17 protein-coding genes are annotated in these 19,656 nt (G+C 53.3%); 9 read left to right on the top strand and 8 right to left on the bottom strand.

What is annotated here, in order from left to right:
* Positions 1–56: 56 nt before the first annotated feature.
* On the top strand, positions 57–1,475 hold the full coding sequence (gene araE, locus OGY67_RS08105; RefSeq protein WP_003033926.1) for an arabinose-proton symporter AraE: 1,419 nt from the start codon (positions 57–59) through the stop codon (positions 1,473–1,475).
* A gap of 106 nt (positions 1,476–1,581) precedes the next feature.
* Here araE and OGY67_RS08100 read toward each other — a convergent pair whose 3' ends face one another.
* On the bottom strand, positions 1,582–1,908 hold the full coding sequence (locus OGY67_RS08100) for a cupin domain-containing protein (RefSeq protein WP_048225407.1): 327 nt from the start codon (positions 1,906–1,908) through the stop codon (positions 1,582–1,584).
* Positions 1,909–2,049: 141 nt separating this feature from the next.
* Here OGY67_RS08100 and OGY67_RS08095 point away from each other — a divergent pair, with 141 nt between their 5' ends.
* Positions 2,050–2,757 carry an aspartate/glutamate racemase gene (locus OGY67_RS08095; protein WP_032944864.1) on the top strand — a complete coding sequence of 236 codons (708 nt, stop codon included), beginning with the start codon at positions 2,050–2,052 and terminating at the stop codon, positions 2,755–2,757.
* On the opposite strand, the gene OGY67_RS08090 is transcribed toward OGY67_RS08095, so the two are convergent.
* The gene (locus OGY67_RS08090) at positions 2,729–3,664 is read right to left on the bottom strand and encodes a LysR family transcriptional regulator (RefSeq protein ID WP_008785717.1); all 936 of its coding nucleotides are present in this window, start codon (positions 3,662–3,664) and stop codon (positions 2,729–2,731) included. The two genes, OGY67_RS08095 and OGY67_RS08090, sit on opposite strands and share 29 nt — an antisense overlap.
* Before the next feature lie 118 nt (positions 3,665–3,782).
* Between OGY67_RS08090 and lysA the strand changes: the two genes are divergently transcribed.
* Positions 3,783–5,039 carry a diaminopimelate decarboxylase gene (gene lysA / locus OGY67_RS08085; RefSeq protein WP_286573850.1) on the top strand — a complete coding sequence of 419 codons (1,257 nt, stop codon included), beginning with the start codon at positions 3,783–3,785 and terminating at the stop codon, positions 5,037–5,039.
* 107 nt (positions 5,040–5,146) lie between these two features.
* On the opposite strand, the gene OGY67_RS08080 is transcribed toward lysA, so the two are convergent.
* Both OGY67_RS08080 and galR read right to left on the bottom strand, forming a co-directional pair.
* Complete coding sequence (locus OGY67_RS08080; protein ID WP_008785715.1) at positions 5,147–6,157, bottom strand: LacI family DNA-binding transcriptional regulator; 1,011 nt, start codon at positions 6,155–6,157, stop codon at positions 5,147–5,149.
* Positions 6,158–6,170: 13 nt separating this feature from the next.
* Complete coding sequence (gene galR, locus OGY67_RS08075) at positions 6,171–7,199, bottom strand: HTH-type transcriptional regulator GalR (RefSeq protein WP_048215625.1); 1,029 nt, start codon at positions 7,197–7,199, stop codon at positions 6,171–6,173.
* A 597-nt stretch (positions 7,200–7,796) separates the two neighbouring features.
* Here galR and aas point away from each other — a divergent pair.
* Positions 7,797–9,956: a bifunctional acyl-ACP--phospholipid O-acyltransferase/long-chain-fatty-acid--ACP ligase gene (aas, locus tag OGY67_RS08070; RefSeq protein ID WP_286573849.1), complete on the top strand. Its 2,160-nt coding sequence runs from the start codon at positions 7,797–7,799 to the stop codon at positions 9,954–9,956.
* The gene (gene lplT, locus OGY67_RS08065) at positions 9,949–11,142 is read left to right on the top strand and encodes a lysophospholipid transporter LplT (protein ID WP_071446044.1); all 1,194 of its coding nucleotides are present in this window, start codon (positions 9,949–9,951) and stop codon (positions 11,140–11,142) included. The genes aas and lplT overlap by 8 nt, the downstream gene beginning before the upstream one ends.
* 100 nt (positions 11,143–11,242) lie before the next feature.
* On the opposite strand, the gene OGY67_RS08060 is transcribed toward lplT, so the two are convergent.
* From OGY67_RS08060 to mutH, 4 genes are all read right to left on the bottom strand, one after another.
* The gene (locus OGY67_RS08060; RefSeq protein WP_003825597.1) at positions 11,243–12,283 is read right to left on the bottom strand and encodes an NADP(H)-dependent aldo-keto reductase; all 1,041 of its coding nucleotides are present in this window, start codon (positions 12,281–12,283) and stop codon (positions 11,243–11,245) included.
* Between the two features lie 106 nt (positions 12,284–12,389).
* Entirely contained in the window at positions 12,390–12,608 is a 219-nt protein-coding gene (gene ygdR / locus OGY67_RS08055) for a lipoprotein YgdR (protein WP_000758660.1), read from the bottom strand.
* Between the two features lie 144 nt (positions 12,609–12,752).
* On the bottom strand, positions 12,753–13,466 hold the full coding sequence (locus OGY67_RS08050) for a TerC family protein (protein WP_003033961.1): 714 nt from the start codon (positions 13,464–13,466) through the stop codon (positions 12,753–12,755).
* Positions 13,467–13,541: 75 nt separating this feature from the next.
* Positions 13,542–14,237 (bottom strand): DNA mismatch repair endonuclease MutH, encoded by a 696-nt coding sequence (gene mutH / locus OGY67_RS08045; protein WP_219987657.1) that lies wholly within the window; start codon positions 14,235–14,237, stop codon positions 13,542–13,544.
* 684 nt (positions 14,238–14,921) lie between these two features.
* Here mutH and rppH point away from each other — a divergent pair.
* The 4 genes from rppH (at position 14,922) to thyA (ending at position 19,578) form a co-directional block, all read left to right on the top strand.
* Positions 14,922–15,452: an RNA pyrophosphohydrolase gene (gene rppH / locus OGY67_RS08040; RefSeq protein ID WP_003825602.1), complete on the top strand. Its 531-nt coding sequence runs from the start codon at positions 14,922–14,924 to the stop codon at positions 15,450–15,452.
* A gap of 12 nt (positions 15,453–15,464) precedes the next feature.
* A complete protein-coding gene (gene ptsP / locus OGY67_RS08035; RefSeq protein WP_198801783.1) occupies positions 15,465–17,711 on the top strand; it encodes a phosphoenolpyruvate--protein phosphotransferase in 2,247 nt (748 codons plus the stop codon).
* Between the two features lie 190 nt (positions 17,712–17,901).
* Positions 17,902–18,777 (top strand): prolipoprotein diacylglyceryl transferase, encoded by an 876-nt coding sequence (lgt, locus tag OGY67_RS08030; RefSeq protein WP_100271949.1) that lies wholly within the window; start codon positions 17,902–17,904, stop codon positions 18,775–18,777.
* 6 nt (positions 18,778–18,783) lie between these two features.
* Positions 18,784–19,578 carry a thymidylate synthase gene (gene thyA / locus OGY67_RS08025; protein WP_003033990.1) on the top strand — a complete coding sequence of 265 codons (795 nt, stop codon included), beginning with the start codon at positions 18,784–18,786 and terminating at the stop codon, positions 19,576–19,578.
* Positions 19,579–19,656: the final 78 nt, after the last annotated feature.

Here is a 19,656-nt window from a genome sequence, read left to right as displayed (position 1 = left end):
CTGCAAGGGATCCCTTACTTTCAATGGCATGGTTACTCTGTATCTGGCAGGAAAAAATGGTCTCAATAAATAATGATGCTGCTTTAGCGCCGCGCCCAGTGCGCGATACGCGACGTATGAATATGTTTGTTTCTATCTCTGCGGCCGTCGCAGGGTTGTTATTCGGCCTGGATATTGGCGTGATTGCTGGTGCGTTGCCTTTTATCACCGATCACTTTGTGTTGACCAGCCGCCTGCAGGAGTGGGTGGTAAGCAGCATGATGCTGGGTGCGGCAATTGGTGCGCTGTTTAACGGTTGGTTGTCATTCCGCCTGGGGCGCAAATACAGCCTGATGGCGGGCGCGATCCTTTTCGTCGTCGGATCTCTGGGCTCGGCGTTTGCCTCCAGCGTAGAAATGCTCATTTTTGCCCGCGTGGTGCTGGGCGTTGCGGTGGGGATCGCGTCTTACACCGCACCGCTCTATCTCTCCGAAATGGCCAGCGAAAACGTGCGTGGCAAGATGATCAGTATGTATCAGTTGATGGTGACGCTGGGCATCGTTCTGGCCTTTTTGTCCGATACCGCGTTCAGCTACAGCGGTAACTGGCGCGCTATGCTTGGCGTGCTGGCGCTTCCGGCTGTATTGCTGATTATTCTGGTTGTTTTCTTGCCCAACAGCCCGCGCTGGCTGGCGGAGAAAGGTCGCCACATCGAAGCTGAAGAAGTACTGCGCATGTTGCGCGATACGTCAGAGAAAGCCCGCGATGAGCTGAACGAAATCCGTGAAAGCCTGAAGCTGAAGCAGGGTGGTTGGGCGCTGTTTAAAATTAACCGTAACGTGCGTCGCGCGGTTTTCCTCGGAATGTTACTGCAGGCGATGCAGCAGTTCACCGGGATGAACATCATCATGTACTACGCGCCGCGCATTTTTAAAATGGCGGGTTTTACTACCACAGAGCAGCAGATGATTGCCACGCTGGTAGTTGGCTTAACGTTTATGTTCGCCACTTTTATTGCCGTCTTCACGGTCGACAAAGCAGGACGTAAACCGGCGCTGAAAATTGGTTTCAGCGTAATGGCTATCGGGACGCTGGTGCTTGGTTATTGCCTGATGCAGTTTGATAACGGCACGGCTTCCAGTGGGCTATCCTGGCTGTCAGTTGGCATGACGATGATGTGTATTGCAGGCTATGCGATGAGCGCCGCGCCGGTGGTGTGGATCCTGTGTTCGGAAATTCAGCCACTGAAATGCCGTGATTTTGGTATTACCTGCTCCACCACCACCAACTGGGTGTCGAACATGATCATTGGCGCAACGTTCCTGACGCTGCTCGACAGCATTGGCGCCGCCGGTACGTTCTGGCTCTATACTGCGCTGAACGTCGTGTTTATTGGCATCACGTTCTGGCTGATTCCAGAAACCAAAAACGTCACGCTGGAGCATATCGAACGTAAGCTGATGGCAGGCGAGAAGTTAAGAGATATTGGGGTGTAAGTCAGACAAGCATGCCGGATAGCGGTTCAGCCTTATCCGGCCTGCGAGTGGAGTCTCTTATAGGCCGGGAAAGCGTCAACGCGACCCGGTTTTTTTATTTAGCGCCTTACCCGTGCAGAAAATCTTCGCGAATTGGGGTAAAGGTATCCAGCAGCGTTCCCGGTTTTAAGCAGACGCAGCCATGCATAATGTTGGGCTGTTTATACAGGGTATCGCCCGCCCTAACGATATGCTTTTCTTCGCCGATGGTAAATTCAAACTCACCGGACAACACGTAAGTCAGCTGCTCGTGCGGATGATTGTGCATCGGGCCGATTGCGCCTTGCTCGAAGTTCACCTCAACCGCCATCATGTTACCGTCGTGAGCAAGAATACGCCGGGTAACGCCATTGCCCAGATCGTCAAGCGTGGTCTCTTTATGAAAAATAAACATCCGGCCTTCCTGTAATTAATTAAAACAATGTTTCATTAAAGCTATATCAGAAAATTAAAAAAAGAAATGCACGCCAACAGATGTGGAAAGTTGATCACATCTTTGGTTCACTGGAGAGACAACAACGAGTCAGGGGAAATGATGAAAACGATCGGTCTGTTAGGCGGTATGAGCTGGGAATCTACCATTCCTTATTATCGACTCATTAATGAAGGGGTAAAACAGCGTCTGGGTGGTCTGCATTCTGCGCAGATTCTGTTGCACAGCGTGGATTTTCACGAGATTGAAGTCTGCCAGTCAAGCGGTGACTGGCAGCGAGCCGGTGAGATCCTCGCGCAGGCCGCCACAGGGCTACAGCAAGCCGGGGCGCAAGGAATTGTTTTGTGTACCAATACCATGCACAAAGTTGCAGAGGCGATTGAAAGCGCCTGTGATGTGCCGTTTCTGCATATTGCTGACGCGACGGGGCGGGCGATACAAAAGCAGCAGATGAACAACGTGGCGCTACTGGGTACGCGTTACACCATGGAGCAGGATTTTTACCGCGGGCGTTTACAGACTGAATTCGGCATTAGCACGTTGATCCCTGAAGCTGATGATCGTCAGAAAATAAACCAGATTATTTTCGATGAGCTGTGTCTCGGTGAATTCAGCGAGGCTTCCCGCGATTATTACCTGGGCGTCATCGACCAACTGGCGAAACAGGGGGCGCAAGGGGTGATCTTTGGCTGTACCGAGATTGGTCTGCTGGTTCCCACCGAGCTAAGCCCACTACCGGTTTTCGACACCGCGGCAATCCATGCGCAAGATGCGGTGGCGTTTATGCTTTCGGCTGTGGATGCAAAATAGCCTCCAGCGGGTCAATAAGCCTCGGTAGATGGGCCTGCAGATGCGCCGTAAAAGCATCAACCAGCGCCGAGGCGGGGCGATGAAGCGGGTGAATCAGGCTGACTGTAAAGGGTACCGAAATACTGAAGCGGCGGATAACGACTCCGCTGCTGGCGTAATCCAGCGCGGTAAGTGGGTTCACCACCGAGATCCCCACGCCTGCCCGTACCATTGCACAAATTGAAGCGGCGCTATGGGTTTCAATCACCATGCGGCGCTTCACCTGGTGCTCATTAAACAGGGTATCCAGTAGCTGACGGTAGCTGTCGGTGCGCGACAGGCTGATGTAGTTTTCTCCCTGAAAATCCTGCGGCGTTAACACCGCTTTCTTAGTCAGCGGATGGCCCTGCGGCAGCACGCACACTTCATCCAGCGCCAGCAATTCGGTGCGTTTCGTTCCGGCAGGCGTATGCAGCGTTTCCGTTAACCCCAGATCGTGGCGCTGCGCCGACAGCCACTCTTCCAGCAGCGGTGACTCCTGCGGCACTATCTGAATATTGACTTGTGGATAGCGTGCGAGGAATGGCTGCAGCAGCGGCGGTAAAAAAGACTGTGAGAATACCGGCAGGCAAACAATCGACAATTCGCCCTGGCGAAACTCGCGCAGGCTTTCGGCGGCGCTCACAATTCTGTCCAGGCCATACCACGAACGTTGCACCTCTTCAAACAGACGTAACCCTTGCACGGTTGGGTGCAGTCGGCCACGCGTACGTTCAAACAGCGTTAATCCCAGCACTTTCTCGAATCGGGCCAGTTCCCGGCTGACGGTGGGCTGCGAGGTATGTAGCATGCGCGCGGCTTCTGTCAGATTGCCTGCCGTCATGATGGCGTGAAAAATTTCGATGTGTCGCAGGTTAACGGCGGGCATGGGCAATCCTCAAATGAATCAATCCATATCATTTTTGCATAGACTCACGATAAAACGATATTTTTTATTCTTTTCGGGCTGTGGCGTAATCATAAAAAAGCCAATACCGGAGCACACCATGCCACGCCCACTCAATAGTACTGACACTGACCTGACCGCCGACAACCTGCTGCGCCTGCCTGCCGAATTCGGCTGCCCGGTGTGGGTCTATGATGCGCAGATTATCCGCGCGCAGATTGCCAAATTGAGTCAGTTTGACGTGGTGCGTTTCGCCCAGAAGGCATGTTCGAATATTCATATTTTGCGCCTGATGCGCGAGCAGGGCGTGAAGGTTGATTCCGTCTCGCTTGGCGAAATTGAACGTGCGTTGGCGGCAGGCTTCGTACCGGGGAAAGATGAAATCGTCTTTACCGCCGATATGATTGATGAAGCGACGCTCGCGCGGGTGCATGAATTGAGCATTCCGGTAAATGCCGGGTCGGTGGATATGTTGGAACAACTGGGCCAGGTCTCGCCGGGCCATCGCGTGTGGCTACGCGTAAACCCTGGCTTTGGGCATGGGCACAGTCAGAAAACCAATACCGGCGGCGAAAACAGCAAGCACGGGATCTGGTATAGCGATCTTCCCGCGGCGCTGGAGGTGATTCAGCGCTATAAGCTGAAGCTGGTGGGGATTCATATGCATATCGGCTCCGGCGTGGACTATGCGCATCTGGAGCAGGTGTGCGGTGCGATGGTGCGCCAGGTGGTTGAATTTGGCCAGGATCTGGAGGCGATCTCCGCAGGTGGCGGTTTATCAATCCCGTATCACGAAGGCGAAGAGGCGATCGATACCGATCACTACTTTGGATTGTGGAACGCTGCGCGTGAACAGATTGCTAAACACCTGGGTCACCCGGTCGCGCTTGAGATAGAGCCAGGTCGTTTTCTGGTCGCGGAAGCTGGCGTGTTAGTGGCGCAGGTGCGTAGCGTTAAAGAGATGGGTAGCCGCCACTTTGTGCTGATCGATGCGGGCTTCAACGATCTAATGCGCCCGGCCATGTACGGTAGTTATCACCATATCTCCGCGCTGGCAGGGGATGGTCGCTCTCTGGAACACACCCCACATCGGGAAACCGTGGTAGCCGGGCCGCTGTGCGAATCTGGCGACGTGTTTACCCAGCAGGAGGGCGGAAATGTGGAAACCCGTCTGTTGCCTGCGGTGGTGCCGGGCGATTATCTGGTGCTGCATGATACCGGGGCGTACGGCGCGTCAATGTCGTCAAACTACAATAGCCGTCCGCTGCTGCCGGAGGTTTTGTTTGATAACGGCGTGGCGCGGCTAATTCGCCGTCGCCAGACCATTGATGAGCTGTTAGCGCTGGAATTAATCTGATTACAGCGTTGTGAAATGCCGGATGACGCTACGCTTATCCGGCCTACGAGATTAACTGCGGGGCCTGTAGGCCGGATAAGGCGCTTGCGCCGCCATCCGGCATTTGATTACTTAAAGTATGGCCCGAGCGTTACTGAGTCACGTAGTACCAGTTTGCCGGTAAACGGTGGGATTGGCTCGACGCTCTCGCCGTTGGCCAGCCGAATAGCCTGGTCGATTGCCGTGGTTATCATGGTATCAATCGGTAGATAAACGGTAGACAGCCCCGGCTCCAGCCATTTGGCGCTGGGCGCATCATCAAAACCAAACAGTGAGACGTCCGTTGGGATCCTCAGCCCGGCCTGATGTAACGCTTTTGATGCGCCTAATGCCATGTCATCGTTACAGGCGAACAGGGCGCTAAATTTTACCCCTTCCTCCAGCAGTTCACGGCAGGCCTCATAGCCTCGCGTCATCGTGGAGTCGCCGTATTTGACCTTATCGGGATCCCAGGGAATACCGTTTTTTTCCAGCGCCTTACGATACCCCATCAGGCGGGATTTACCGGTAGGCGTATGACCAGGCACAGTGATACAAGCAATATCGCTATGGCCCTGGGAGATCAGGTAATTGACCGCCTGATAGGCCGCGTCTTCCTGTTCAAAGAAAATTGCGCGATCGCGGGCCTGGCTGACATCACGGTTGATGACCAGCAAGGGCATAGCAATGCTGTTCATCAACGACATAATCGCCTTTTCACTCATATAGCGTGTATAGAGAATAATGGCGTCGCACTGCCTGTCCGCCAGCATTTGCACGGCTTCCTGCTCACGCTCTGGTGTGTCGTGTCCGTCGGTGACGATCAACTGCTTGCCGTGAGATTCCGTCTGGCGTGAAGCCTGTTGCAGCAGGCGGCCAAAGTAGAATCCATCAAATGTGGAAACTACCAGACCAATGCTGTTGCTGGTGCGGTTTGCCAAAGAGCGCGCTAAAAAATTAGGCCGATAATCAAGTGCCTGCATGGCCTTAAACACTTTCTGGCGCGTGCTCTCTTTTACCTGACCCGTGCCATTCAGTACGCGCGAAACGGTCGCTTTTGAGACGCCTGCGTGTCGTGAAACGTCCAACATCGTAGTCATAACGCTATCCTGGTTATTCGTTTGACGATGAATTCCCCGGCTCTGTCAGCGTCGAAACGGAATGGCGACGCACCAGAGTTGGGTTAAAAACGTGGGTAATTTCAGGCACGGGACGCTTCTCCGCCAGCGCGAGCGCCAGTTCGGCTGCCTGGGTTGCCATCGTCACGATCGGGTAGCGCACCGTGGTCAGACGCGGGCGCACGTAGCGGGAAACCAGCACATCATCAAAACCAATCAGCGAGATTTCTCCCGGCACATCAATGCCGTTATCATTCAATACGCCCATGGCACCAGCCGCCATTGAGTCGTTGTAGCAGGCTACCGCAGTGAAGTTTTTGCCACGGCCAAGTAACTCGGTCATGGCCTGCTCACCGCCACTTTCATCCGGTTCACCAAACGTTACTAGTCGATCGCTGACAGGAATATTGCTCTCTGCCAGCGCGTCGTAATAGCCTTGCAGACGATCTTCCGCATCTGAAATCGTGTGATTGGAGCACAGATAGCCAATGCGCGTATGGCCCTGCTGAATGAGGTGTCGGGTTGCGAGCCATGCGCCGAAACGGTCATCAAGGGCAACGCAGCGTTGTTCGAATCCCGGCAGAATTCGGTTAATCAATACCATGCCGGGGATTTGCTTCATGAGTGATGCCAGCTCAGCATCCGGGATAATTTTTGCGTGGACAACAAGGGCTGCGCAGCGGTGGCGAATGAGCTGTTCAATCGCCTGTCGTTCCTTCTGTTCGTTATGGTAGCCGTTACCAATCAGTAAAAAATTACCGGTGTTATACGCCACCTGCTCGACAGCTTTAACCATTGCCCCAAAAAATGGATCGGACACATCACCTACCACCAGACCGATGGTTTCAGTGGATTGTTGTGCCAGCGCACGCGCATTGGCGTTGGGGTGGTAGCTGAGTGATTCCATTGCACTCGTTACGGCCAGGCGCGATGCTTCGCTGGCTTTAGGGGAATCATTAATCACTCGAGAAACGGTGGCGACTGATACACCAGCTAGTCGGGCTACATCCTTTATGGTCGCCATGATAGTACCTGTTGTGGGTAAACGCTTACATTCCGTCAGTGTTACGGAAAATGGCTGGCTGTTCAAGCAGATTGCCCGTCAGAACGTCGCAAATGTGAGCGCACACGAGCGAAGTAAGACAGAAAATAGAAAATGCTAATTTTTGCTTACACTTTGCGATGTGCTGTTGCGATTGTTCGCTGGTGAGGGAACTGAGCAGATTGCTAGAGTTGAGATCCCAGAGGTATTGATAGGTGAAATCAACTTTCGGGTTGATCACTAGAATTACACCAGCCTGCGCAGATGCGCAGGTTTTTTTTTACCTTCAGCCTATCTGTAACAGTAACCGATAATTTACACAACTCGTTGCATTTGGGTTCATTCCTTTGCGTTTTCGCACTGGCGTATCTGGCTGCTGACGACCACAATCAAGATCCCAGAGGTATTGATTGGTGAGATTATTCGGTACGCACTTCGTACCTGTCTCTTGCACCAACCTGCGCGGATGCGCAGGTTTTTTTTCGGATTGTATTTACCAGTTACCTGTCGCGCCCATTCCCCAACTCGTATACTCTCCCACCATTGATGTTTATATAATTAATGGCACAGGGAGTTGAGATGCTATTTGGCTTTTTTCGTAATCTGTTTCGCGTGCTTTTCCGCGTTCGCGTCACGGGCGATGTCAGCGCGCTACAGGGAGAACGCGTTCTAATCACTCCCAACCATGTCTCATTTATAGACGGCATCCTGTTGGCGCTCTTTTTACCGATTCGTCCCGTCTTCGCTGTTTACACCTCGATCAGCCAGCAATGGTATATGCGCTGGCTAACCCCGTTGATTGATTTCGTACCGTTAGATCCAACCAAACCGATGTCGATTAAACATCTGGTTCGTCTGGTCGAACAGGGCCGTCCGGTGGTTATTTTCCCGGAAGGACGTATTTCGACCTCCGGCTCGTTAATGAAAATTTATGACGGCGCGGGGTTTGTCGCCGCAAAGTCGGGGGCGACGGTGGTTCCTGTGCGCATTGAAGGCGCAGAGCTTTCCCGCTTTAGCCGCCTGAAAGGTTTGGTTAAACAGCGATTCTTCCCGCGCATCCGCTTACACATCCTACCGCCCACACAACTGCCGATGCCGGAAGCTCCGCGTGCTCGCGATCGCCGCAAAATTGCCGGAGAGATGCTGCATCAAATTATGATGGAAGCACGCATGGCGGTTCGTCCGCGTGAAACGCTATACGAGTCGCTGCTGGCGGCGAAATACCGTTTTGGCGCAGGCAAAAACTGCATTGAAGATGTTAACTTTACCCCGGACAGCTACCGCAAACTGCTGACAAAGACGCTCTTTGTGGCCCGTATTCTGGAAAAATACAGCGTCGAAGGTGAAAAAATCGGCCTGATGCTGCCAAACGCGGGGATCAGCGCGGCGGTTATTTTTGGCGCCATTGCGCGTCGACGCATTCCGGCCATGATGAACTACACCGCGGGCGTGAAAGGATTAACCAGCGCCATTACTGCGTCTGAAATTAAAACGATCTTCACATCCCGACAGTTTCTCGATAAAGGCAAACTCTGGCATTTACCGGAACAGCTCACCCAGGTGCGTTGGGTTTATCTGGAAGACTTAAAAGCTGATGTGACCTTCAGCGATAAGCTGTGGATTTTCTCACATCTGCTGGCACCTCATCTAGCGCAGGTGAAGCAGCAGCCGGAAGACGCTGCGGTGATCCTCTTTACTTCTGGTTCAGAAGGCCATCCGAAAGGCGTGGTTCACAGTCATAAAAGCATTCTGGCGAACGTTGAGCAGATCAAAACGATTGCCGATTTCACCGCCGATGACCGTTTTATGTCGGCGCTGCCGCTGTTCCACTCCTTTGGCCTGACGGTGGGATTATTCACGCCGCTACTGACTGGCGCAGAAGTGTTTCTTTATCCCAGCCCGCTGCATTACCGCATTGTGCCAGAGATGGTATACGACCGGAACTGCACCGTGTTGTTTGGTACTTCAACGTTCCTCGGCAACTATGCGCGTTTTGCGCATCCGTACGATTTCCACCGCCTGCGCTATGTGGTGGCGGGAGCGGAAAAACTTCAGGACAGCACAAAGCAGCTGTGGCAGGAGAAATTTGGCCTGCGCGTTCTTGAAGGCTATGGCGTGACGGAATGTGCGCCGGTTGTGTCGATTAACGTACCAATGGCGGCAAAATCGGGAACGGTAGGGCGCATCTTGCCTGGTATGGATGCTCGACTGTTGGCCGTTCCGGGAATTGAGGACGGTGGGCGTTTACAGCTGAAAGGTCCTAATATTATGAGCGGCTATTTGCGCGTCGAAAAACCTGGCGTGCTGGAAGTGCCGACAGCAGAGAATGCGCAAGGTGAGATTGAGCGCGGCTGGTATGACACCGGAGACATCGTGCGCTTTGATGAAAACGGCTTTGTACAGATTCAGGGGCGCGCTAAGCGTTTCGCTAAAATTGCCGGAGAGATGGTTTCGCTGGAAATGGTTGAGCAACTTGCGTTGGCGGTATCTGCAGACAAAATGCACGCCACGGCGATCAAGAGTGATGCCAGCAAAGGTGAGGCGCTGGTGCTGTTCACTACCGATAGCGAACTCACGCGTGAAAAACTACAGCAGTATGCGCGGGCGCACGGTGTACCTGAACTCGCCGTACCGCGTGATATTCGCCATCTGAAGCAACTCCCCTTACTCGGCAGTGGTAAGCCGGATTTTGTTACGCTGAAAAGCTGGGTCGATGAGCCGGAAAAACAACATGAGTGAGTCAGTGCACACTAACACTTCAATCTGGTCCAAAGGGATGATGTCCGTTATCGCCGCGCAGTTCCTGTCGGCGTTTGGCGATAACGCGTTGCTGTTTGCTACGCTGGCGTTGCTGAAAGAACAATTCTATCCGGACTGGAGTCAGCCAATCCTGCAAATGGTGTTTGTGGGCGCTTACATCCTTTTTGCCCCCTTTGTGGGACAGGTGGCGGATAGCTTTGCCAAAGGCAGGGTGATGATGTTCGCGAACGCTCTGAAACTGCTGGGCGCGGCGAGTATTTGCTTCGGCATTAATCCGTTTCTTGGGTATACCCTGGTGGGGATCGGCGCGGCGGCATATTCACCGGCCAAGTACGGCATTCTCGGTGAACTGACTACCGGCGACAAACTGGTGAAGGCTAACGGCCTGATGGAAGCCTCCACCATTGCCGCGATTTTGCTCGGTTCTGTCGCCGGCGGCGTTCTGGCCGACTGGCACGTGATTGCCGCGCTTTCTGCCTGTGCCCTGGCCTATGCTGGCGCGGTGGTGGCTAACCTGTATATCCCGAAACTGGCCGCGGCTCGTCCTGGCCAGTCCTGGAATCTGGGGAAAATGACGCGCAGTTTCTTCTGTGCGGCTTCATCGTTGTGGCGCAACGGTGAAACACGCTTCTCGTTGGTGGGAACCAGCCTTTTTTGGGGCGCGGGCGTTACGCTGCGTTTTCTGCTGGTGCTGTGGGTCCCGGTGGCGCTCGGCATCACCGATAACGCCACGCCGACCTACCTCAATGCCATGGTAGCGATCGGGATTGTGGTCGGTGCGGGTGCGGCAGCGAAGCTCGTAACGCTGGAAACCGTGTCGCGCTGTATGCCTGCGGGGATCCTGATTGGCGTCGTGGTGCTGATTTTCTCTCTTCAACATTCGCTGCTTCCGGCCTACGCATTGCTGATGCTTATCGGCGTGTCGGGTGGCTTCTTTGTGGTGCCGCTGAATGCGTTGCTGCAGGAACGGGGTAAGAAAAGCGTCGGCGCGGGTAATGCGATAGCGGTGCAAAACCTGGGCGAAAACAGTGCGATGCTGTTGATGCTCGGTATTTACTCACTGGCGGTGCTGGTGGGGATCCCGGCTGTTGCGATTGGTATTGGATTTGGTGCGCTGTTTGCGCTGGCGATTGCGGCGCTGTGGATTTGGCAGCGCCGCCATTAGTCTGTTGTATGCTGATGCCGGATGGCGGCGTTGCTTTATCCGGCCTACAGGATGCTCACTTTGTAGGCCTGATAAGCGTAGCGCCATCAGGCGCTAACTGTTACGGTGCAGGATAGGTATACACCTGATGCACCGCTTCAATCTCCGCCAGTACTTCTTCGCTCAACTCCAGATGCAGACTTTCAACGTTGGTTTTTAGCTGCTCCATCGTCGTGGCGCCCAGCAAAGTGCTGGCGACAAACGGCTGACGACGCACGAATGCCAGCGCCATTTGCGCAGGATCCAGATTATGGCGCTTCGCGATATCCACATAGGCCGCAACGGCTTTCTGCGTCTGCTCGCCGCTGTAGCGCGTGAAACGACTAAACAACGTATTGCGTGCACCGGCAGGTTTCGCGCCGTTCAGGTATTTCCCGGTTAACGTACCGAAGCCCAGGCAAGAGTAGGCCAGCAGCTCAACGCCTTCATACTGGCTCACTTCAGCCAGTCCAACCTCAAAGCTGCGGTTCAGCAGGCTGTAGGGGTTCTGGATGGTGGCGATGCGTGGCAGATCGTGTTTGTCCGCCAGGTGCAGATAGCGCATCACGCCAAACGCGGTTTCATTAGAAACGCCGATGTAGCGAATTTTCCCGGCGCGCTGAAACTCGGCCAGTGCGTCCAGCGTATCGAGAAGGGAAACGACCGGCGCGGAGTCTGTCCAACTGTAGCCTAACTTACCAAAACAGTTAGTCGGGCGCTGCGGCCAGTGAACCTGATACAGATCCAGATAATCGGTTTTCAGTCTTTTCAGGCTGTCGTGCAGCGCTTCACGGATATTTTTACGGTCAAGCGCCTGATTCGGTCGAATGCCGCTGTCGTTGTTACGTGATGGTCCGCTGACCTTAGACGCAACGATCAGCTTTTCGCGGCTGCCGTGTTTGGCGAGCCAGTTACCTACGTAGGTTTCGGTGAGACCCTGGGTTTCAGGACGCGGCGGTACCGGATACATCTCGGCAACGTCGATCAAATTAATGCCCTGTGCTACGGCATAATCGAGCTGTGCATGTGCGTCGGCTTCGCTGTTTTGTTCACCAAACGTCATTGTGCCCAGCCCCAGTGTACTGACTTCCAGCGAGCTGTGGGGTATACGGTGATATTGCATAGCCGTTTCCTTTTTATAATCACGACATAAGGATTATAAAAATGGCTGAGGGAAGAGAAAAAGGGAAGTAAAATTGTTAAGGCCAGCGCGCTGCTGACCTCAACCATCAGCGTTCAATGATTTGAGACACATCATCACGGTTAATCTGCATCGCATTGCCCTGCTGGTCGTGATAGCTCACCAGACCGGTATCATCGTCAATTTCTGGTTTTCCATCGGTCAGGATCATTCGACCATCTTTTGTCGCCATTACATAATCGCTGCTGCATCCGGAAACGGCAAAAGCCAGTCCTACGGCGGAAATCAAAACTGCCCATTTTTTCATCTGCTTATCCTCACATGGCCTGCGTCTGACAATAGTTTAGTAATAACGCGAAGTTGTGCAGGGTGAAAGCAGTAAAATCTTAAACTGTGAGAAGGGGTAGGTGTGGCTGGCATTCGCTCCCCTTGCGGGGAGCGATGGATTTCATCAGAGCGGATTTTTTTTATTACGCCACAGGTTCAGGGTCTCTACCGCGATAGAGAAGAACATGGCGAAATAGATATATCCCTTCGGAACGTGGACGTCGAAACTTTCCAGAATCAGCGTAAAACCGACCAGAATCAGAAACGAGAGCGCCAGCATTTTCACCGAAGGGTGGCGATCGACAAACTCGCCAATTGGGCGCGCGGCAAACATCATCACGCCTACGGCAATCACCACCGCCGCCATCATAATAAACAGATGATCGGACAAGCCAACCGCAGTAATCACGGAATCCAGACTGAAGATAATGTCTAACAACATGATCTGCACAATCGCGCCCAGGAAAGAAGATACGCGGGTTTTTAACCCCTCTTCCTCACCTTCAATGGATTCGTGGATCTCCTTGCTGGCTTTCCAGATCAGGAACAATCCCCCCAGCAGAAGGATCAGGTCACGTGCTGATATCGCCTCGCCAAACAGCTCGAATAACGGGTTTGTCAGCCGCGTTACCCAGGCGATAGAAGCCAGCAGTGCCAGACGCATGATCATCGCCGCCGCCAGCCCAATACGTCGGGCATGATTGCGTTGCGCTGTCGGGAGTTTGGCTACAACCAGAGAAAGGAAAATAATATTGTCGATCCCAAGAACGATCTCCAGCAGCGTCAGCGTACCGAGCGCAAGCCAGGCGTTAGGATCGGTTATCCATGCAAATAACATCGAACAAAGTCCTGCCAAAAAAAAGAAGCGGTAATTATAGGCCCGTAACGCGGCGGGTGAAAGGCCGGACGGTGCCTATTGCGCCTGGAACAAGAAATGTCGCTCAAGCAATGCGCGGGTGAAGTTCTTTTTCAGGTAAAAGCCGCGTGGCAGGGTCAGGATGGGTTCGCCGTTGGCGCCAATGGCCTCGGTAAGCGCGCGGGCGTTGGCGGCTTTAGGACGCAGTTGCAGTACTTCCCCATGGCGAGCGGTGATGCGTTCGACATGTCCTAACACAATCATGTCCATTAACTCTTCCCAGTCCAGACGCAATTGCCGGTCTTCTTCTTCATTCGGGCTCCACAGCAGGGGAGAGCCGACGCGGCGCTCAGCCAGAGGGATGCTGCGTTCGCCTTCTACCGGGATCCACAGAACACGTTTGAGTTTGTGCCGTACATGGCTGGTTTCCCAGGTGACGCCGGTATTGCCGGTTAACGGCGCCACACACACAAAGGTGGTTTCCAGCGGTCTGCCAAGACTGTCCACAGGGATCGTTTTCAGCTCCACGCCCAGCGCCGCAAAATCCTGCTCTGGTTTACTGCCCGCGATGGCACCGAGCCAGATTTCCAGCAGGACGCCAATCCAGCCTTTATCGCGCTTAAGATCCTTCGGCGTAACGATTCCCGCCATTGCCGCTAATTCTCCTAACGCGTAGCCCGAAAGCTGCCGTGCCTGGCTCAGCAACTGGGCTTCAGATTCAGGGGGAGAAAGCAACGGACGGAGTTCTGGCATCGGGTTAACCCTTAGGTGAAAAAATGAGCAATGATTTTATACCGTGTGGACAGAGTTTATCTTTTTCCACATGCTTTATTCAATTCTATGATTTATATTGGTTTTTAGATTCACGTTCGCAGAGTTGCGCAACAGCGAAGCGGGTTTTCCAATTCTGGTCACTGACAATGAACAGGATCTTACACCATGTTATCCACAGAAAGATGGGATAACTGTGAAAAACCCCCACTACTGTTTCAATTTACAGCCTTGACGTGCGACGAAAATCGAATTTTCACACAAATTGTGCCTAACTTATTGGCATAATCTGTGGATAAAACCAACGCTGGTCGATCTTTCATCAGCGTGAAGATCGTATGCGTGATGCACATCACATTTCTGTGTGTTTATCTGCGTGGATCGGTTTTAACTTTATGAATGTATAAGAGTATTTTTGATATGTGACGAATGTCTTATTCGGACTGTTCTGGGTTTTCCCATAGTAATTCCGTACTTCTTCACAACTATATCCACAGAAAAGGTGAATAAAATCGCCTTGCTTGCCCTTCTTCTGTTTATAACTCGGCCTTTAACTGTGAGTTATTCAATTGTTATTAGAATATCGCACCCTTAACAGAGTGGTTTACCGCCCCTCAGGAGTGTGAAACAATCGTTTGTATATAAGGTTTATGTTGAGGTAGTCCGGTGATTGATGACGATGGCTACCGCCCGAATGTAGGGATAGTAATTTGTAACCGCCAGGGGCAGGTCATGTGGGCCCGGCGATTTGGTCAGCACTCCTGGCAATTCCCACAAGGTGGGATCAACGCAGGAGAGACAGCAGAGCAGGCGATGTACCGGGAACTCTTTGAAGAAGTGGGTCTCAGTCGTAAAGATGTACGGATCCTTGCTTCTACTCGTAACTGGTTGCGTTACAAGTTACCGAAACGTTTGGTGCGTTGGGACACGAAGCCGGTTTGTATCGGCCAGAAACAAAAATGGTTTCTTCTGCAATTGGTCAGCAGCGATGCTGAAATCAATATGCAAACCAGCAGTACACCTGAGTTCGACGGCTGGCGCTGGGTGAGTTACTGGTATCCGGTTCGACAGGTGGTGTCATTTAAACGCGATGTCTATCGCAGGGTGATGAAAGAATTCGCAAGTGTTGTCATGGCGCTTCAGGAGAGCACTCCTAAGCCACAAAGCGCACCTGCGTACAGACGTAAAAGAGGTTAAGCTACGCAAATTATGCTCACCCGCCTGCGCGAAATAGTCGAAAAGGTGGCCAGTGCTCCGCGTCTGAACGAAGCGCTGAATATACTGGTTACCGACATCTGTCTTGCGATGGATACAGAGGTCTGTTCGGTTTATCTGGCCGATCACGATCGACGTTGTTATTACCTCATGGCGACCCGGGGACTAAAAAAACCACGTGGTCGCACTGTCGCACTCGCGTTTGATGAAGGTATCGTTGGCCTGGTTGGCAGGCTGGCGGAACCTATCAACCTCGCCGATGCGCAAAAACATCCCAGCTTTAAATACATTCCTTCGGTAAAAGAAGAGCGTTTTCGTGCATTCTTAGGCGTACCGATCATTCAGCGTCGCCAGCTTTTAGGTGTGCTGGTGGTGCAGCAGCGTGAACTGCGTCAGTACGATGAAAGTGAAGAGTCTTTCCTCGTCACGCTCGCCACGCAAATGGCGGCCATACTTTCGCAGTCGCAGCTAAACGCGCTGTTCGGCCAGTACCGTCAAACGCGCATCCGTGCGCTGCCTGCCGCTCCCGGTGTGGCGATAGCCGAAGGTTGGCAGGATGCGACGCTGCCGTTGATGGAACAGGTCTACCAGGCTTCAACGCTGGATCCTGTGCTTGAACGCGAGCGACTGACCGGTGCGCTGGAAGAGGCGGCGAACGAATTCCGCCGCTACAGCAAGCGTTTTACCGCTGGGGCGCAGAAAGAAACGGCGGCGATCTTTGATCTTTACTCGCACTTGCTTTCCGATACCCGTCTGCGCCGCGAGCTGTTTGCGGAAGTGGATAACGGTTCGGTGGCCGAGTGGGCGGTTAAAACGATCATCGAAAAGTTTGCCGAACAGTTCGCTGCGCTGAGCGATAACTACCTCAAAGAGCGGGCCGGAGATTTACGCGCGCTGGGCCAGCGTCTGCTGTTCCACCTTGATGACTCTATCCAGGGGCCAAATGCCTGGCCGGAACGCTTTGTGCTGGTGGCGGACGAACTTTCGGCGACCACGCTGGCGGAGCTTCCTCAGGACCGGTTAGTTGGCGTGGTTGTCCGGGACGGCGCAGCCAACTCTCATGCGGCAATTATGGTGCGTGCGCTGGGTATCCCTACCGTCATGGGGGCCGATATCCAGCCGTCGGTACTGCATCGCCGTACGCTGGTGGTGGACGGTTATCGCGGTGAACTGCTGGTCGATCCGGAACCGGTATTGATCCAGGAATACCAGCGTCTTATCAGTGAAGAAATTGAGCTGAGCCGCCTGGCGGAAGACGACGTCAACCAGCCAGCACAGTTGAAAAGCGGCGAGCGCGTGAAGGTGATGCTCAATGCGGGTCTCAGCCCGGAACATGAAGAAAAGCTGGGTAGCCGAATCGACGGCATTGGCCTCTATCGCACCGAAATCCCGTTCATGCTGCAAAGTGGTTTTCCTTCGGAAGAAGAACAGGTTGCGCAGTATCAGGGTATGCTGCAAATGTTTAACGACAAGCCGGTGACCCTGCGTACGCTGGATGTCGGTGCCGATAAACAGCTGCCCTACATGCCGATCAGCGAAGAGAACCCGTGCCTCGGCTGGCGCGGGATCCGCATAACGCTCGATCAGCCGGAGATCTTTTTGATCCAGGTTCGCGCCATGCTGCGTGCGAATGCGGCAACCGGAAACCTGAGCATTTTGCTGCCGATGGTAACCAGCATCGATGAAGTGGACGAAGCGCGACGTTTGATTGAACGCGCCGGACGCGAAGTGGAGGAGATGATCGGTTATGAGATCCCTAAACCGCGCATTGGCATCATGCTGGAAGTTCCGTCGATGGTGTTCATGCTGCCGCATCTGGCAAACCGGATAGACTTTATCTCGGTCGGAACCAACGACCTTACCCAGTACATACTGGCCGTCGATCGTAACAACACACGGGTAGCCAGCATTTATGACAGCCTGCATCCGGGGATGTTGCGTGCGCTGGCGATGATTGCGCAGGAAGCCGAAAGAAGCGGTATTGATTTGCGCTTATGCGGTGAAATGGCGGGTGACCCGATGTGTGTAGCCATTCTGATCGGCTTGGGCTTCCGTCATTTGTCGATGAACGGTCGTTCTGTCGCTCGCGTAAAATATCTGCTGCGTCATATCGATTTTGATGAGGCGCAAACGCTGGCGCAGCGCAGCCTGGAGGCACAGATGGCAACGGAAGTACGCCATCAGGTAGCGGCCTTCATGGAGCGTCGTGGCATGGGGGGCTTGATTCGCGGGGGATTGTAGGTCTGATAAGCGTAGCGCTATCAGGTATTACGGGGGAGAGAGATTACCTATACAGATCTTTTACATCTTCCCGGCATCCGCTTCTAACCCCTTGTGCTATCATTCGCACCTTTGGAGCGCCTGCATTATGCAGGCGCGCTTATCAATTGCTGTCTGACTTCAGCGAAATAACAAGAACTTGTGGTGACAGATGACCAGTAGCTATCTGCATTTTCCGGATTTCGATCCGGTCATTTTCTCAATCGGCCCCGTCGCGCTTCACTGGTACGGCTTAATGTATTTGGTGGGGTTTATTTTCGCGATGTGGCTGGCGACGCGCCGCGCGAATCGTCCGGGCAGTGGCTGGACCAAAAATGAAGTAGAAAACTTACTGTATGCGGGCTTCCTCGGGGTTTTCCTCGGTGGGCGTATTGGTTACGTACTGTTCTATAACTTCTCGTTATTCCTCGATAATCCCCTGTATCTGTTCCGCGTCTGGGACGGCGGTATGTCCTTCCACGGTGGACTTATCGGTGTGATCCTGGTGATGATCATCTTCGCCAAACGCACTAAGCGTTCGTTCTTCCAGGTTTCTGATTTCATTGCCCCGCTGATTCCGTTTGGCTTGGGTGCAGGGCGTCTGGGCAACTTTATCAACGGTGAGCTGTGGGGACGCGTTGACCCGAACTTCAAGTACGCCATGCTGTTCCCCGGCTCCCGTACCGAAGATATTTTACTGCTGCAAACTAACCCGCAATGGCAGTCTATTTTTGATACCTACGGCTCGCTGCCACGCCACGCCTCACAGCTTTATGAGATGGCGTTGGAAGGCGTTGTGCTGTTTATCATTCTGAACTTGTACATTCGCAAACCGCGCCCGATGGGTTCGGTATCCGGTCTGTTCCTGATTGGTTATGGCGCGTTTCGTATTATTGTTGAATTCTTCCGCCAGCCGGATGCGCAGTTTACCGGCACCTGGGTACAGTACATCAGCATGGGGCAGATCCTCTCTATCCCGATGATTGTCGCAGGCATTATTATGATGGTTTGGGCGTACCGCCGCAGCCCACAGCAACACGTTTCCTGAGGAACCATGAAACAGTATTTAGAACTGATGCAAAAAGTGCTGGATGAAGGCACACAGAAAAACGACCGTACCGGAACCGGAACGCTTTCCATTTTTGGTCATCAGATGCGTTTTAATCTGCAGGAAGGGTTCCCGCTGGTTACGACTAAACGCTGCCATTTACGCTCGATCATTCATGAGCTGCTGTGGTTCTTGCAGGGCGATACTAACGTTGCCTACCTGCATGAAAACAACGTCTCAATCTGGGACGAATGGGCGGATGAAAACGGTAATTTAGGCCCGGTTTACGGCAAACAATGGCGCGCGTGGCCTACGCCAGATGGTCGCCATATCGACCAGATCACCACCGTGCTAAACCAGCTGAAAAATGATCCGGACTCTCGCCGCATCATCGTTTCAGCATGGAACGTCGGTGAGCTGGATAAAATGGCGCTGGCACCGTGCCATGCGTTCTTCCAGTTCTACGTGGCGGATGGCAAGCTCTCCTGCCAGCTGTATCAGCGTTCGTGCGATGTGTTCCTCGGCCTGCCGTTTAACATTGCCAGCTACGCTTTGCTGGTACACATGATGGCGCAGCAGTGCGATCTGGAAGTGGGTGATTTTGTCTGGACCGGCGGCGACACGCACCTGTACAGCAACCATATGGATCAAACGCATCTGCAGCTTAGCCGTGAACCGCGCGCGCTGCCGAAACTGGTTATCAAACGTAAGCCTGAATCAATCTTTGACTATCGCTTCGAAGACTTCGAAATTGAAGGCTACGATCCGCACCCGGGTATTAAAGCACCGGTAGCTATCTAACCTGTTTCATGCTGTCACAACCGACGCCCATGTGCGTCGGTTTTTTTTGTCTCAAATCGCGTTCTTCGGCGCGGATTC

It is taken from the genome of Citrobacter sp. Cpo015 (genome assembly GCF_030333035.1).
Classification (GTDB): Bacteria; Pseudomonadota; Gammaproteobacteria; order Enterobacterales; family Enterobacteriaceae; genus Citrobacter; species Citrobacter portucalensis.
Note: the sequence above shows the minus strand (reverse complement) of the source record. Positions and strands in the feature narration are given on the sequence as shown.